General features: G+C 73.0%; 11 protein-coding genes. 9 read left to right on the top strand and 2 right to left on the bottom strand.

The window, feature by feature from the left end; translation table 11 throughout:
* The first annotated feature begins 276 nt into the window (after positions 1–276).
* A complete protein-coding gene (locus ACWCPN_RS32025; protein ID WP_365128933.1) occupies positions 277–1,797 on the top strand; it encodes a catalase in 1,521 nt (506 codons plus the stop codon).
* A gap of 45 nt (positions 1,798–1,842) precedes the next feature.
* Here the strand turns inward: ACWCPN_RS32025 and ACWCPN_RS32020 are convergent, their stop codons facing one another.
* Positions 1,843–2,799, bottom strand: coding sequence for a LysR family transcriptional regulator (locus ACWCPN_RS32020; RefSeq protein ID WP_451213395.1), 957 nt, complete (start codon positions 2,797–2,799; stop codon positions 1,843–1,845).
* A 117-nt stretch (positions 2,800–2,916) separates the two neighbouring features.
* Between ACWCPN_RS32020 and ACWCPN_RS32015 the strand changes: the two genes are divergently transcribed.
* The 8 genes from ACWCPN_RS32015 to ACWCPN_RS31980 all read left to right on the top strand — a co-directional run bounded on the left by ACWCPN_RS32015 (position 2,917) and on the right by ACWCPN_RS31980 (position 14,029).
* Positions 2,917–3,789 (top strand): FAD binding domain-containing protein, encoded by an 873-nt coding sequence (locus ACWCPN_RS32015; RefSeq protein ID WP_392292689.1) that lies wholly within the window; start codon positions 2,917–2,919, stop codon positions 3,787–3,789.
* Between the two features lies 1 nt (position 3,790).
* On the top strand, positions 3,791–4,312 hold the full coding sequence (locus tag ACWCPN_RS32010) for a (2Fe-2S)-binding protein (RefSeq protein WP_199212901.1): 522 nt from the start codon (positions 3,791–3,793) through the stop codon (positions 4,310–4,312).
* Positions 4,309–6,681 carry an aerobic carbon-monoxide dehydrogenase large subunit gene (locus ACWCPN_RS32005; protein WP_451213390.1) on the top strand — a complete coding sequence of 791 codons (2,373 nt, stop codon included), beginning with the start codon at positions 4,309–4,311 and terminating at the stop codon, positions 6,679–6,681. The genes ACWCPN_RS32010 and ACWCPN_RS32005 overlap by 4 nt, the downstream gene beginning before the upstream one ends.
* A gap of 10 nt (positions 6,682–6,691) precedes the next feature.
* Positions 6,692–7,618 carry an XdhC family protein gene (locus ACWCPN_RS32000; protein ID WP_451213387.1) on the top strand — a complete coding sequence of 309 codons (927 nt, stop codon included), beginning with the start codon at positions 6,692–6,694 and terminating at the stop codon, positions 7,616–7,618.
* Entirely contained in the window at positions 7,611–8,519 is a 909-nt protein-coding gene (locus tag ACWCPN_RS31995; RefSeq protein WP_451213384.1) for an AAA family ATPase, read from the top strand. Before ACWCPN_RS32000 ends, ACWCPN_RS31995 begins: the two co-directional genes overlap by 8 nt.
* A complete protein-coding gene (locus tag ACWCPN_RS31990; RefSeq protein WP_451213382.1) occupies positions 8,512–9,660 on the top strand; it encodes a vWA domain-containing protein in 1,149 nt (382 codons plus the stop codon). The genes ACWCPN_RS31995 and ACWCPN_RS31990 overlap by 8 nt, the downstream gene beginning before the upstream one ends.
* A 270-nt stretch (positions 9,661–9,930) precedes the next feature.
* Complete coding sequence (locus ACWCPN_RS31985; protein WP_451213379.1) at positions 9,931–11,406, top strand: extracellular catalytic domain type 1 short-chain-length polyhydroxyalkanoate depolymerase; 1,476 nt, start codon at positions 9,931–9,933, stop codon at positions 11,404–11,406.
* 175 nt (positions 11,407–11,581) lie between these two features.
* Entirely contained in the window at positions 11,582–14,029 is a 2,448-nt protein-coding gene (locus ACWCPN_RS31980) for a SpoIIE family protein phosphatase (RefSeq protein WP_451213376.1), read from the top strand.
* Between the two features lie 55 nt (positions 14,030–14,084).
* Here the strand turns inward: ACWCPN_RS31980 and ACWCPN_RS31975 are convergent, their stop codons facing one another.
* Positions 14,085–16,601, bottom strand: coding sequence for a SpoIIE family protein phosphatase (locus ACWCPN_RS31975; RefSeq protein ID WP_451213373.1), 2,517 nt, complete (start codon positions 16,599–16,601; stop codon positions 14,085–14,087).
* Positions 16,602–16,677: the final 76 nt, after the last annotated feature.

The raw sequence follows: 16,677 nt of genomic DNA, 5'->3' as shown, positions 1-16,677 counted from the left end.
GGCGTGTGACAGCTTCTTGTCAGTCATGTGTACGGAAGCCGTACCTCCCCGCGGCGCGCGAACGCGTCTCCGCGGTGCACGGCGGATCGCGTAGGGGGGTTTATCCCGCCTTCTCCGGGTGACGCGGCTGTGGGAACGGTGTGTCTGGGAACGTCTCCGCCGCGTTCGTGCGGTGTGCTGGGCGTGGAGACGCCAGCCGCACCGCGCTGATCGGACGTCGGCGTCCCAGGGGCGGCGACATCGCCGCCGACGCACCACGAAAGGCAGACCAGACCCATGACGGAGATCCGACCCGCCACCACGACCGATTCGGGCGCACCGGTGGAGAGTGACGAACACTCGCTCACCGTGGGCCCCGGGGGACCGATCCTGCTGCAGGACGCCTACCTGATCGAACAGATGGCGCAGTTCAACCGGGAGCGGATTCCGGAGCGTCAGCCGCATGCCAAGGGAAGCGGTGCCTTCGGTCACTTCGAGGTGACCGACGACGTCAGTGCGTACACCAAGGCGGCCCTGTTCCAGCCTGGCACCCGCACCGACCTGGTCGTCCGCTTCTCGACCGTCGCCGGTGAGCGTGGCAGCCCGGACACCTGGCGTGACCCGCGCGGCTTCGCGGTGAAGTTCTACACCAGCGAAGGCAACTACGACATGGTCGGGAACAACACCCCGGTGTTCTTCGTGAAGGACCCGATGAAGTTCCAGCACTTCATCCGGTCCCAGAAGCGCCGCGCCGACAACAACCTGCGCGACCACGACATGCAGTGGGACTTCTGGACCCTCTCCCCGGAGTCCGCCCACCAGGTCACCTGGCTGATGGGGGACCGCGGCATCCCGCGGACCTGGCGCCACATGAACGGCTACACCTCCCACACCTACATGTGGATCAACGCCGCCGGCGAGCGGTTCTGGGTGAAGTACCACTTCAAGACCGACCAGGGCATCGAGTTCTTCACCCAGCACGAGGCCGACCAGATGGCCGCGGCCGACACCGACTACCACACCCGTGATCTCTTCGAGCACATCCGGGACGGCGACTTCCCGAGCTGGACGCTGTACGTGCAGGTCATGCCGTACGAGGAGGCCGCGGGGTACCGCTTCAACCCGTTCGACCTGACCAAGGTGTGGCCGCACGGCGACTATCCGCTCGTCCGGGTCGGCCGCATGACGCTCGACCGCAACCCCACCGACAACCACGCCCAGATCGAACAGGCTGCGTTCCAGCCCAACAACTTCGTCCCCGGCATCGGACCGAGCCCGGACCGCATGCTGCTGGCCCGGCTGTTCTCCTACGCGGACGCCCACCGCCACCGCATCGGCGGCAACTACCAGCAGCTCCCCGTGAACGCGCCCGTCGTCGACGTCCACACCTACTCCAAGGACGGGGCGATGGCGTACCGGAACACGACCGACCCGGTGTACGCCCCGAACTCCAAGGGCGGCCCGGCGGCGGACACCGAGCGTTACGGAACCCCGCCGAGCTGGACGGCCGACGGCGAGATCACCCGCTCCGCCTACGTCTCCCACCCCGAGGACGACGACTGGGGGCAACCGGGCACCCTGGTGCGCGAGGTCATGGACGACGCGGCCCGGGACCGCCTGGTCGACAACGTCGTCGGGCACCTGCTCAACGGCGTGACCGAGCCCGTCCTCGAACGCGCCTTCGCGTACTGGTCCAACATCGACGAGACCATCGGCAAGCGCATCGCCGACGGTGTCCGGGCCAAGGCCGAGGAGAAGGACCCCAAGGCCGCCGAGCAGGGCAACCCGGCACGGAGTTCCATGCAGCACAAGGCGTGACGCCTCCGCACGGCCCGGGCCCGCCGCCGAGGCGGCGGCCCGGGCTCACGCGCCCCAGAGCGTGACGTGCACCGGGGGCCGGAACCGGGACGGCGGGACGCCCGCGCCCGGCGCGCGCATGATGCGGGTCGCCACGGGCGTGCGCAGGAAGTACAGGAAGGCGTCGGCGGCCGGGGAGCGGTGCTCCGGCCGCAGCACGGTGACGTGCCACGTGGCGTCCGCCGGCGTGGCCGGTGTCTCCAGCAGCCGCAGCTCGTCCCGCCGGACGCGGGACGACACCAGGTGGGCCAGGGCCGGCGCGACCCCGGCGCCCTCGGCGGCGGCCGCCAGGGTCGCGGTCTGGTTGGGGAACACCCATACGTTCCCCTCCGCCACGCCGAGCCGCCGGAGCAGGCGCCCGGAGTCCGCGTCGGGGTCCGTCCCGGAGGAGTCGACCAGCCACGACCACCGCGGCGGCGGACCCGGCGGCCGCGGCGACCTGGCGCCGGTCACCACGACGAGCCGGGTGCGGAACAGCGGCTCGCTGACCAGCTCGCCCCTGCCGTCGTCGCCGACACACGGCCCGAGCGCCACGTCGGCCAGCCGGTTCTCCACCAGCGCGCGTATCCCGCCGTCGGCGGCCACCCCGAACGAGGTCTCGGTCCGGGGCCCCGAGCGACGGGCGAAGGCCTCCATGAGCGACGGGAGGACGAACTCGGCCGGCGTGCTCGTGGCGACGACCCGCAGTTCGTCGGGCGCGCCCCGCGCCGCCCGGACCGCGGCCTCGGCATCCGCGCTCAGCGCGACCATCCGCGACGCCACCGGCAGCAGCCGCGCCCCGGCGGGCGTCAGCCGCATCCCGCCACCGCCGGTGCGCCTGATGAGCGGATCGCCGAAGTGGGCGCGCAGCGCGGTGAGCGTCTGCGACACGGCGGACTCGCTCACGTCCAGGGCACGTGCCGCGGCGCCCACCGACCCGAGCCGGGCCACCAGCACGAAGGTGCTGAGCTGCGTGACGGTCACCGTCCGATTTTCTCCCGTTCCGGGCGATAAGTGAATGCTTATCGGTCCATTGCACAGCCGGTGCGCGAGGGCGCAGCATCGTCCCGGCAACGGGCACGGCGTTTCCAGGAGGGCCCGATGCAGGTACCGGCTGCATTCCAGTACGAGAGGGCCACCAGCCTCGAGCAGGCGATCGAGCTGCTCGGCCGGTACGGCCCCGAGGCGCGAGTGGTGGCGGGCGGGCACAGCCTGCTGCCGATGATGAAGCTCCGGCTGGCCCAGCCCGAAGCCCTGATCGACATCAACGGCCTGGCCGAGCTGGCGTCGATCCGGGTGGACGGCCACGACCTGGCCGTCGGAGCGATGGTCCGCCACGCGGAACTGCTGTCCTCGCCGGTCGTCGGCGAGCACTTCCCCATCCTGCGGGACGCCGAGCGCGTCATCGCCGATCCGCTCGTACGCAACCGCGGCACCGTGGGCGGCTCGCTGTGCCAGGCCGATCCCTCGGAGGACCTGTCCGCGGCGTTCTCGGCGCTGCGCGCGACTCTGGTCACCCAGGGCCCGGACGGCCGGCGCACCCTCGCGATCAGGGAGTTCTTCCTCGGACCGTACGAGACCGCGCTGAACGAGGCGGAACTGCTGGTGGAGATCCGCGTGCCCATCCGCTCGCACGCCAGCGCCTACCGCAAGGTCGAGCGCCGGGTCGGTGACTGGGCGGTCGTCGCCGCGGGGGCGGTGCTGGAGATCTCCGGCGGACTGATCACCGAGGCCGGCATCGGGCTGACCGCGGTGGGCGCCCCGCGGTTCGTGGCCGAGGGCGCCGAGGACTTCCTGCGCGGCGGACGGCCGGACGAGGAACGCTTCGAGGAGGCGGCCCGGATCGCCGCGGGGGAGTGCCGGCCGGCGGCCGACCAGCGTGGCCCGGTCGACTACAAGCGGCACCTGGCCGGAGAGCTCACCACACGGGCGCTGCGCGCCGCCGCCGCACGCGCCCGGGGGCAGGAGGCGTGACATGCGGATCACCGTGACCGTGAACGGCGAGCAGCACACGAGGGACGTCGAACCCAGGCTGCTGCTCGTGCACTTCCTGCGCGACGAACTCCGGCTCACCGGCACCCACTGGGGCTGCGACACCTCCAACTGCGGCGTGTGCACCGTATGGCTGGACGGCACACCGGTGAAGTCCTGCACCGTGCTCGCGGTGATGGCCGACGGCCACGAGGTGCGCACCGTCGAGGGTCTGGCGCACGGCGCCGAACTCGACCCGGTGCAACAGGGGTTCATCGCCTGTCACGGACTGCAGTGCGGCTTCTGCACGCCGGGGATGATGATGACCGCCCGCTGGCTGCTCGACCACGACGCGGACCCGTCCGAGGAGGACATCCGCGAGGCCGTCTCCGGACAGATGTGCCGCTGCACCGGCTACGAGAACATCGTGCGCTCCATCCGCTGGGCCGCCGAGCACGGCGGCGCGCGGGGGACCGCCGACGCGGGCACCGAGCCCGCGCCCGGCCGCGAGGAGGTGCGGGCATGACCACCACCGAGGAACGGCCGGTCGGTTTCGGGCGGATGCCCCGCAAGGAGGACGCCCGGTTCGTCCGCGGCCACGGGACCTACGTAGACGACGTCACGCTGCCCGGGATGCTGCACGGCGCCATCCTGCGCAGCCCGCTCGCGCACGCCCGGATCGTGTCCGTCGACACCAGCGCCGCCGAGGCGCACCCCAAGGTCAGGGCCGTGATCACCGGGGAGACCCTGGCCGGCCTCGGGCTGGCCTGGATGCCCACGCTCTCGTACGACACACAGGCGGTGCTCGCCACCGACAAGGTGCGCTTCCAGGGCCAGGAGGTCGCCTTCGTCGTCGCGGAGGACCGCTACTCCGCCCGGGACGCCCTCGAACTGATCGACGTGGAGTACGAACCGCTCCCGGCGGTCGTCGACGCCCGCCGGGCGCTCGACCCGGACGCGCCGGTGATCCGCGACGACAAGGAGGGCCGGACCGACAACCACATCTTCGACTGGTCGGCGGGCGACAAGGAGCGGACCGACGAGGTCTTCGCGGCCGCCGACGTCGTGGTGGAGCAGGACATGCTCTACCCCCGGGTGCACCCCGCCCCGCTGGAGACCTGCGGCACCGTGGCGGACATGGACGCCATCACCGGGAAGCTGACGGTGTGGTCCACCACCCAGGCCCCGCACGCCCACCGGACGATCTACGCGATGGTGGCCGGCATCCCCGAGCACAAGATCCGGATCATCTCCCCGGACATCGGCGGCGGCTTCGGCAACAAGGTCGGCATCTACCCCGGCTACGTGTGCGCGGTCGTCGGCTCGATCGTCACCGGCAAGCCGGTGAAATGGGTGGAGGACCGCTCGGAGAACCTCATGAGCACCTCCTTCGCCCGCGACTACCACATGCACGGCGAGATCGCGGCGACGAAGGACGGCAAGATCCTCGGCCTGCGCGTCCATGTGATCGCCGACCACGGCGCGTTCAACGCCACCGCCCAGCCGACGCAGTTCCCGGCCGGCTTCTTCGGCGTCTTCACCGGCTCCTACGACCTGGCCGCCGCCCACTGCACCGTGACCGGCGTCTACACCGACAAGGCCCCCGGCGGCGTCGCCTACGCCTGCTCGTTCCGCGTCACCGAGGCCGTGTACCTGGTCGAGCGGATGGTCGACCTGCTCGCGGACAGGCTGGCCACGGACCCGGCCGAGCTGCGGATGCGCAACCTGCTGCGGCCCGGCCAGTTCCCGTACCGGACGCGCACGGGGTGGGAGTACGACTCCGGCGACTACCCGCGTGCCCTGCGGCTGGCCATGGACATCGCGCACTACGAGGACCTGCGCCGGGAACAGGCCGAGAAACGGGAGCGCGGCGAGCTGATGGGCATCGGGGTCAGCTTCTTCACCGAGGCCGTCGGCGCGGGCCCCCGCAAGCACATGGACATCCTGGGGCTGGGCATGGCCGACGGCGCCGAGCTGCGGGTCCACCCGACCGGCAAGGCCGTCCTGCGGATCTCCGTGCAGAGCCAGGGCCAGGGACACGAGACGACGTTCGCGCAGATCGTCGCCGAGGAGCTGGGCATCCCGCCCGAGGACGTCGAGGTGGTGCACGGCGACACCGACCAGACGCCGTTCGGACTCGGCACCTACGGATCCCGCTCGACGCCGGTGTCCGGAGCGGCGGCCGCGATGGTCGCCCGCAAGGTCCGCGAACGCGCGAGGATCGTCGCCTCCGCGATGCTCGAAGTGAGTCCGGACGACCTGGAATGGGAGAAGGGCCGCTGGTTCGTCACCGGCGACCCCGACCAGGGACGGACCATGGCGGAGATCGCGCTCGCCGCGCACTCCACCCTGGAACTGCCCGAGGGCGTGGAGGGCCACCTGGACGCGACCTGCGTCTACAACCCGCCGAACCTGACCTTCCCGTTCGGCGCGTACATCTGCGTCGCCGACGTCGACGCGGGCACCGGCCAGGTGAAGGTCCGCCGGTTCATCGCCGTGGACGACTGCGGCAACCGCATCAACCCCATGATCGTCGAAGGCCAGGTGCACGGCGGCCTCGCCGACGGCGTCGGCATGGCGCTCATGCAGGTGATCGCCTTCGACGAGGACGGCAACTGCCTCGGCGGATCGTTCATGGACTACCTCCTGCCCACGTCGGTCGAATGCCCCTCGTGGGAGCTCGGCGAGACCGTCACCCCGTCCCCGCACCACCCCATCGGAGCCAAGGGCGTCGGCGAGTCCGCCACGGTCGGCTCGCCCGCCGCGGTGGTCAACGCCGTGGTCGACGCGCTGAAGCCGCTCGGCGTACACCACGTCGACATGCCGCTGACGCCCGCCGCGGTGTGGCGGGCCGCCCAGGGCCGGCCGCTGCGCACCGACCTGGCGATCACCTGAGGCGCCCGCGATGACGAACCCCGAACTCCTGACCCGCGCGGACGTGCTCCGGCACGGCCGGACCCCGTTCGTCCTGGCCACCGTCGTCCACGTGGAACGGCCCACCAGCGCCAAGCCCGGGGACAGCGCGCTGGTGCTGCCCGACGGCACCGTCGAGGGCTTCGTGGGCGGAAGCTGCGCCGAGACCACGGTGCAACTGCAGGGCCTGCGGGTACTGCGGACCGGCGAGTCGCTGCTGCTGAGGATCACACCCGCCGGCGACAGCGGGACCACGGGCGCCGAGGAATCCGGCGCGGGGCTGGTCACGGTGGCCAACCCCTGTCTGTCGGGCGGGACGCTCGACATCTTCCTGGAGGCCAACCTCCCCCCGGCACTGGCCTACGTCTACGGCCACGCCCCCATCGCCCGCGCCCTGCTCGACATCGGCCGTGCGCTCGGAATCGACGCCCGGCCGGCCTCGCCCGGGGAGCCGCTGCCGCCCGATCTGCACGTCGCCGTCATCGCCACACACGGCCGCGACGAGGCGACCGTGCTGACCGAGGCGGCCCACGCCGGGGTCCCGTACATCGGCCTCGTGGCCAGTCCGAAGCGCGGCGCGGCGGTGCTCGCCGGGCTGGACCTCGACGACGAACAGCGCACACGCGTCCACACCCCGGCCGGCCTCGACATCGGCGCGCGGACCCCGGCGGAGATCGCGCTGTCGGTGTACGCCGAGATCGTCGCCCTGCGGCCGCAGGCGGCGCGCACCGTGTGCCCCGAGGCCGGCCCGGCCGCGCCGGCGGCCGTGCCCGAGGAGGTGGATCCGGTGTGCGGCATGACCGTGGCGGTCACCGCCGACACCCTCGCGCTGGACCGGTCCGGCCACCGGGTGTACTTCTGCGGGCCGGGGTGCCGGCACGCCTTCGCCGACGACCCCGCCCGTTACGCGCATGCCTGACCTCGACCCCCTCGCACCCGACGTCCCCGCCCTGCGCTCGCGTCTCGACGCCCGCGGATACCTCGCCGACGACGCCCTGGCCACGGCGCTGGTGCTGGCCGTGCGCATGCGGCAGCCGATCCTGCTGGAGGGCGAGCCCGGCGTCGGCAAGACCGAGGCGGCCCGCGCGCTCGCCGGCGCGCTCGACACCCCGCTGATCCGGCTGCAGTGCTACGAGGGACTGTCCTCGGCCGAGGCCCTGTATGAGTGGAACTACCCCCGGCAGCTCCTGGCGATCCGGCTGGCCGAGTCGCGCGGCGAGCCCCTGCGGGACGCCGACCTGTTCACCGAGGACTACCTGCTGCCCCGGCCCCTGCTCGCCGCGATCCGCCACCCGGGCCCGCGGCCCGCGGTGCTGCTCATCGACGAAGTGGACCGCGCCGACGACGAGTTCGAGGCGTTCCTGCTGGAACTGCTCGCCGACGCCGCCGTCACCATCCCCGAACTCGGCACCCGGGCGGCCGTGGTGCCGCCGGTGACCGTCCTGACCTCCAACCGCACCCGGGATCTGCACGACGCGCTCAAACGCCGCTGCCTCTACCACTGGATCGACTACCCGGACACCGCCCGCGTCGCCGCGATCATCCGCAGACGGGTCCCGGAGTCGGCCGGGTGGCTGGCCGTGCGCGTGGCGCGCGGGGTGGCGCGCCTGCGCGCCCGGCAGGACCTCACCAAGCCGCCCGGCGTCGCCGAGGCGATCGACTGGGCGGGCGCGCTGCACGCCCTGGGACTGCCCGTCCTCGACGCCGACGCCGCCGACCGCACCCTGGGGGCGGTACTGAAGTACGCCGAGGACCTCCGGGCCGTGCGCCGGGCGGGACTCGCGGAGCTGGTCGACGCGGAGCCGGGCTCCGATGCCTGAACTGCCCGAACTGGCCGCCGCGTTCACCGCCTGCCTGCACGAAGCGGGAATCGCGGTGAGCCCCGACCGTGCCCGCGGCTTCGTACGGGCGGTCACCCTGCTGGCCCCGTCGACGACCCGCGAGCTGCGGGACTGCGCGCTCGCCACCCTGGTGTCCGCCCGCGAGCAGATCGAGCCGTTCGACGCGGTCTTCCGGGCGGTCTTCGGCGGCGCGGCCGACCACGAGGCACACCGCGGGCAGGCCGGCGACCCGGCCCGGCCGCTCCCCGACGCCGTTCCCGGCCGGGTACCCGGCATCCGGAGGCCCGCCGCGGACGGACAGGGCCGGGACGCCGGCGCACCACCGCGCGAGGCCGCCGTCCCCGTCGCCGCCAGCCCGCTCGACCGGCTCGCCAGCCGCGACTTCGCGGACCTGTCCGCGGCGGAACTGGCACGCCTCTCCGAGCTGATGCGCGCCATGGTGCTCCGCACGCCCGCCCGGCCGTCTCGCCGGCACCGCACCGCACACCACGGCACGCGCGTCGACGTGCGCCGCACCCTCTCCGACAGCCGGCGCACCGGCGGACAACCGCTGCGGCTGCGCCGGTTCGTGACCCGGACCCGCCCCCGCGACCTCGTCGTGCTCTGCGACATCTCCGGGTCGATGGAGCCCTACGCCCGCGCGATGCTGCAACTGCTGTTCTGCGCCGCCCGCGCCACCCGCGCCGAGGTCTTCACCTTCGCCACCCGGCTCACCCGCCTCACGCCCGTCCTGCGCCGGTCCGGGCCGCACGACGCCCTGGCACGGGCCGGACGGACGGCGCCGGACTGGTCCGGAGGAACCCGGATAGGGGAGTGCCTGGCGGAGTTCAACGAACGGTTCGGCCGGCGCGGCATGGCGCACGGCGCCGTGGTCGTCATCGTCTCCGACGGCTGGGACACCGGCGAGCCCGCCGACCTCGCCACCCACATGGCGCGGCTGTCCCGCGTCGCCCACCGCGTCGTCTGGGTCAACCCGCGCTCGGCGAGCCCGCGTTACCGCCCGCTCGTGGCCGGTATGGCCGCCGCGCTGCCCTACTGCGACGCGGTGGTCAGCGCCCACAACCTCACGGCCCTGGACGAGTTCACCGCCGCGCTGTCCGCCCCGCGCCGCCGCCGATGACGCCCGCCGCGGCGCTCGGCGCCGTGCCCGGCGGCAAGCGGCCTGCCTCCCGCCGGACCCCGGCAGCCACTTCCCGCTACCGGGTTCCGTGCGCGCCGCAACGGTGAGGGCCCACAGGCCCGGCCACCGCGAGATGGGGCGCGTCTCCATTACAGCCTCCCGCGGGCCGGTCGTAACGTCCCCGTAACTCCCGGGCCAATCAGCCGCGTTCGAAGCCGGAGCGCGGCTGCCCCCGGCCTCCCCACCCGTCGCGATCACCCAGGTGGCACGATGAACCCCACTTCCCCCCACCCACTGCCGCGCCGCTCGTGGCCGCGCCCCGCCTCCACGGCCGCGCTGGTCCTGTCCCTGATCGCCGTGGTCCTCGGACTCTCCCCGACCCCGGCGCGGGCAGCGAGCCTGCAGCAGGTCACGGGCTTCGGCTCGAACCCGGGCAACCTGCAGATGTTCCAGTACGCCCCCGACAACCTGCCCTCCGGCGCGCCGCTCGTCGTGGCCCTGCACGGCTGCACCCAGAGCGCCGGCGACTACTACGGCCACTCGGGCTGGCCGAAGTACGCGGACATGTACGGCTTCGCCGTGGTCTTCCCGCAGACCAGCAGCTCCAACAACGCCAACTCCTGCTTCAACTGGTTCCAGTCCGCCGACTACACCCGGGGCCAGGGCGAGGCGCTGTCGATCAAGCAGATGGTCGACCACGCCAAGTCCCAGTACGGCAGCGACCCCGGCCGCGTCTACGTCACCGGGCTGTCCGCCGGCGGCGCCATGACCTCGGTGATGCTCGCCGACTACCCCGACGTGTTCGCGGGCGGCGCGATCGACTCCGGCATCCCGGCAGGCTGCGCGACCGATCTCCCCAGCGGTCTGACCTGCCAGAACAGTGCCGTCAGCAAGACCCCGAAGCAGTGGGGCGACGCGGTCCGCAGCGCCTCCGGCGGGTGGGGCGGGCCCTGGCCGCGCGTCGCCGTCTGGCAGGGCACCGCCGACACCACGGTGAACCCGGCCAACGCCACCGAGATACGCGACCAGTGGACCGACGTCTGGGGCATCAGCCGGACCCCGTCCTCGACCACCACCCTGACCGGCGGCACCACACAGGCCGTGTACAACGACCCGGGCGGCAGGCCCGCCGTGGAGACCTTCTCCGTCTCCGGCATGGCGCACGGACTCGCCGTCAATCCGGGCTCCGGCTCCGACCAGTGCGGCGGCACCGGCACCTACTACCTCAACTACATCTGCTCGTCGTACTGGACCGCGAAGTTCTGGGGCCTGGACGGCGCGGGCGGAGGCGGCACCGGCGGCCTCCCGGCACCCACCGGGCTCACCGTCACCGGCACGACCGACACCACCGCGTCCCTGGCCTGGTCCGCGGTGAGCGGCGCGGCGTCGTACGACGTGTACCGCGGCGGCGGCAAGGTCGGCTCGACCACGGGTACGTCGTACACCGACACGGGGCTGGGCTCCGGCACGAAGTACACCTACACCGTCGCCGCCGCGGACTCCGCCGGCACGGCCGGCACACGGTCGTCGGCGGTCACGGCCACGACCACCGGGTACCGGCCGCAGTGCTTCACCGACAACAACTACAACCAGGTCGCGGCGGGCCGCGCCCACCAGAGCCTCGGCTACGTCTACGCCAACGGCTCCAACCAGAGCATGGGCCTCTACAACGTCGCCGTCACCCACACCCTCGAGGAGACCTCGTCCGGCTACTACGTGATCGCCGACTCGGGCTGCCCGTCCTGACGGACGGCCCGCCCGGGCCGTGCCCCTGCGGCGGTGGCCTCACCCGCGTCCGGTGAGGCCACCGCCGCAGGCCTGCACGCCGCACGCGGGTCAGCGGGCGCCGGTGCTCCACGGGGTGTGAGAGCCTGGGAACAGGGGCCCACGTGTGGATGGGACCGGCATGGGCGCTTTCTGTGTGCCTCGCAGTGATGACCTGACCGATCCGTTCGGCCTCTCGGCCGTCGCGCTGATGGTCGTGGACGAGGACGGCCTGGTCGAGTACTGGACCGCCGCCGCCCAGGGACTGCTCGGCCATCCGGCGGCCGACGTGCTGGGGCGTCCGGCGACATCACTGCTGAGCGGCGGGTCGGCGGAGCCCGGCCTCGGCCGGTTCACGGGCGACCGTCACGTCTCACTGCGGCACCGCTCCGGCCACCCGGTGCGGCTCGCCCTGAGGGTCCGCGACCTCACCGGAAGACACGGGCGCGGCGGCCGGCTCGTGGCCGCCTGTGCGGCCCCGGGCCTGGACCTGTGGGAGCTGCGCGAGGCAGCGGTGCACGGACTCCTGGACCACTCACCGATCGGTGTGGCCGTGCTGGACACCGAGGTGCGCTGCCAATGGGTCAACGACATCCTCCTTCGCATGGAAGGTCTCGCACCCGACGACGGCCTCAGTCCGCCCCCGCCCGTCCCGGGCGGCCGCATGGTGCCGATGCCGGCGGTGGAACGGCAGGCCAGGCAGGTGCTGGCGAGCGGCGAGAGCCTGCGGTCCATCGAGCACATCGCCCCCTCGGCCAAGGACGGGACGACGCGCCCGCAGCTTCCGGCACGTCTCAGGCTGCGCGCGTCCTTCCCGGTGCGAGACCCGTCCGGAGCCACCCTGGGGGTGTGCCAGACCGCCGTCGACTTCGCGGACCAGGACCGCGCGCGGCAACGGCTCCTGCTGGTGAGCGAGGCGAGCGAACTCATCGGCACCACTCTGGACCTCGACCGCACGGTCGCGGAGCTGGCCGAGTTCCTGGTGCCCCGGGTCGCGGACTTCGCCGCGGTGGACCTGCTCGACGACGTCCGGGCGGCGGAGGAGCTCGCGGTGCGTCAGCGTCCTCCGAGCGGTCAGGCCGGCCTGTACCGGGCCGCCCACCTCTCGATCCGGGCGGACCACCCCGAAGTGGTCGTGCCGATCGGCGCCTCGACGCAGTACCCGGCGCGGTCCCCGCAGAGCACCTGTCTGCTCTTCGGCCGGACCGTACGGACGGCCGTGACACCGTCGACGCCCTGGCTCACGGAGGATCCGCTGCGCCGGGCCCCCTTCGTCGACATCGGCGTGCACTCCCACGTCGCGGTGCCGCTGCGGGCACGCGGAGCGACGGCGGGTGTGGTGACCCTGCTGCGCTGGGAGAACCCCGAGCCGTTCGACGACGACGATCTGCTGCTCGTGGAGGAGCTGTGCGCCAGGGCGGCCGTGTGCGTCGACAACGCCAGACGCTTCGCCCGTGAGCACGGCGCGGCGCTGGCGCTGCAGACCAGCTTGCTGCCGCCCGCGCTGCCCCAGCACATGGCGGTGGACGTCGCGTACCGGTACCTGCCGGCGGACGCCGAGGCCGGGGTGGGCGGAGACTGGTTCGACGTGATTCCGCTGTCCGGCGCCCGCGTGGCCCTGGTGGTCGGTGACGTCGTCGGGCACGGCATCCACGCCGCGGCCAGCATGGGCCGGCTGCGCGCGGCCGTCCAGACGCTCGCCGACATGGACCTCCCGCCGGAGGAGGTGCTGGGACACCTCGACGACCTGGTCCTGCGTCTGGCCGAGGAGGCCGAGGCGAACACGGGCGGAGCGGCGGTCACCGGCGCCACCTGCGTGTACGCCGTGTACGACCCCATCGCCCGCAGACTCTGCGTCGCCCGTGCCGGACACCCCAGCCCGGGGGTCTCGCGTCTCCGGGAACCCGTGGGCTTCCTCGACGTGCCCCCCGGACCACCGCTCGGACTCGGCGGCCTGCCGTTCGAGTCGGTCGACGTCGACATGGAGGAAGGGAGCGTCATAGCCCTCTTCACCGACGGACTGATCGAGGCCCACGGCCACGACGTGGACACCGGTCTGGAGCGGCTGTGCTTCGCGCTGGCCCATCCCGACCGGCCGCTCGAGGAGATGTGCGACACCATGGTCCGTCTGGCGCTGCCGGACCGCCCCGACGACGACGTGGCCTTCCTCCTGGCGCGGACCCGGAGTCTGAGCCGCGACCAGGTCGCCTCCTGGGAGATCCCGGCCACCCCGTCGGCGGTGCAGGAAGCCAGGCGGGAGGCGGTGGCACAGCTGACGAAGTGGGGCCTCGGCCACCTCGTCTTCACGACCGAACTGATCGTCAGCGAGCTGGTCACCAACGCGATGCGGCACGCCAGCGGCCCCATCGGCCTGCGGCTGATCCACGCACGCACCCTCACCTGCGAGGTGTCCGACGCCAGCAACACCTCCCCGCGCATGCGACGCGCCGGGCCGGCGGAAGAAGGCGGCAGGGGACTGTTCCTGGTGGCCCAGATCGCCCAGCGCTGGGGCACCCGCTACACGGCGACGGGAAAGACGATCTGGACGGAGCTGCCGCTCCCGGACGTGAACCCGCCCGCCGCCGGCAACGTGGCCGCGGCCTGACGACCGCCCCCGGGCGGGGCGGGCCGAGGACCGCGGCGCGGCGGAGGACGGCGGCTCACGGTGCGCCGCCCTGAGGGCCGGGCCGCACCGGACCGCGGTCGGTACGGGGGATGCCGAGCAGCAGCAGGGTCACGTCGTCGTCGTGCGCCGCCGTGTCCGGGATGAGCGTCTCCACCAGCTTGGCCGCGGCCCGGTCGAGCGTCTCCGCGTCCGCCTGACCGTCCGCCAGGAGGGCGCCGAGGGTGTCCGCGAGTATGCCGATCTGCGCGTCGATGTCGGTGCCGGGCCGCTCGACCAGCCCGTCGGTGTAGAGCGCGAGCGTGCTGCCCGGTCCGAGCGGCAGGGTCGTCGCCCGGTACGGCACCGAGTCGCCGCACAGGTCGCTGACCCCGAGCGGCACACCGACCGGTGCGGTCAGGCGGTGGGCGGGGCCCTCCGGCGGCAGCACGACGACCGGCAGGTGCCCGGCCGAACACAGCGTCACCTCGTGGGCGTCCTGGTCGATCACCAGATACAGGCAGGTGACGAGCTGATCCGCCAGGTCACCCACGAACGCGTCCAGGCCCCTCATGAGGTGACACGGCTCGATGCCCGTGCGGGCCAGCGCGTGGGACGCGGCGCGCAGCTGCCCCATGACCGCCGCGGCCTCCAGGCCCCGGCCCATCACATCGCCGATGACGACGCCGGTTCGGCGCCCGCCCAGCGGGATGACGTCGAACCAGTCGCCCCCGACCCCCGGGTCCTGCACGGACGCCAGGTACCGGTGGGCGCTCGGCAGATACGGCAGCGGCGGCGGCTCTCCCATGAGGCTGTGCTGCAGGGTGTAGGCGACACGGCGCTGCTGTTCGTAGCGCTCGGCGCGCTCCTCCTCGATCTGGCGGCGTTCGCTGATGTCCCGGGCGGTCAGGAAGACCAGGGTGTCGTGCTCGCCCCGCGAACAGCTGACGCTGACCTCCACGGGGAAGACGCCTCCGTCGCCGTGCAGCCCGTACAGGCCCTGGTCCAGGACCATCGGCCTCGGCTCGCGCGTCGCGAGGTAGCGGAGGAGGAGAGCCCTGTGCCGTGCGCGCATCCGGCCGGGTACCAGGTCGACGACGCTTCTTCCCACCAGACCGGCGGGGGCGTACCCGAACAGCCGCTCGACCTGGGCGTTGGCCATGACGATGGTGCCGTCCGCGTCCGCGATCACGGTGGCGTCGGGGGCGGACTCCAGCAGGGCGAGGAACCGCCGGTTCACCCGTTCGACCTCGCGCTGGGCGGCGACCCGTTCGGTGATGTCCGTGGTCACCCCGCAGATGGCGTACGGCGAGCCCGACGGATCCTTGAGCGGGAACAGGCTGGTGAGGTAGTCCCGCGTCCCGATCGGGAGGGTGAGTCGCTCCTGCCGCTGCACGGGGCCGCCGCTCTCCAGCATCTCGAGGTCGGCGGCCCGGGCGTGCCGCGCGAGCTCCGCCGCCATGACGTCCCGGTCCCGCCGGCCCAGTACCTGCCCGCGGGACAGACCGACGCTCTCCTCGAACATGGTGTTGACGGCCAGGTACCGCCCCGAGAGGTCCTTGACGAACACGACCGCGGGCGTGTGGTCCATGAACGCCTGGAGCAGTTCGTTCTGCCGCACCTGCCACTCGGCCCGGGCGTGCGCCACCTCGATGCGGCGGCCCGTGACCAGGGCGGTGAAGGTGACCACGCTGAACACGACCACGTGGCCGCACACCAGCAGCGCGGTCGCCATCCGCGGCCCGTACAGCCCGTCGCTCTCACCGGCCAGGACGAGCCAGCCCAGCAGCAGCGGCGCGATCAGGGTGGTGAGCATCAGCCGGCGTCCCAGCGCTCCGGTCGTGCCCGCGTTCCACAGCAGTCCGGCGGGGCCCTCGCCGGGCCTGGCCAGGAAGGCCGCGACTCCCAGCAGCACCACGGCCACGGCGGTGTGCAGGGCCATCCCCGTATAGGCGCCGAACCGCTCCAGCTGGGGCACGTGGTACGCGAACCCGTAGATCCGGACCATGCCCAACGCGACGGCGCCCAGGCCGAGTATCTGGCCCGTCCAGGCGGGCAGCCGGGGCAGGAGCGCGGACAGTGACGCCAGGCCGAGGAGAAGCAGGGCCGCGGCCGTGTTCGGCGCCATCCGTCCGGGTGCCGCGGTGGCGCCTCCGGCCGTCGGCCCGAACAGGACCTGGTCGATGCCCAGGCTCACCCCTGCCACGTACTCCACGAGGGTCAGTCCGCCGATGAGGACGACCAGTCCCGCCGCCGCGCGGGCCGCGGGAGCCGGCCACCGGGCGGCGGGTCCGCGTACCGCGACGACCAGGGCGAAGCTCAGCAGCGGCAGCGCCAGGGCGGTGTTCGGCATCATCGACGCCCCGGCGTCGGGCAGCACGGTCCGCAGGAGGTCGCTGCCGACGATCCAGCCGGTCAGGCCCACCACGCCGAGCGCGGCCGCGACCAGCGCGAGTCCCTGGGCCACCACGCGGACAGCCGCCAGAGCGGGCTCGTGGAACGGCAGGTGCTCGACCTGCTGCACCCCACCGGGCACGCCCGGGTTCTCTGGCGTCCGCTGCTCGACGTGTGCCACCGGCTTCTCATCCTCTGGGGGGCACTTCTCCACCCGTACCCATCAGCTTAGGTGGGGCGCGGGAGCCGAGGACGGT

This window comes from Streptomyces sp. NPDC002386, assembly GCF_053593175.1.
The sequence above is the reverse complement of the archived record's forward strand: the minus strand, read 5'-3'. Positions and strand labels throughout refer to the sequence as shown.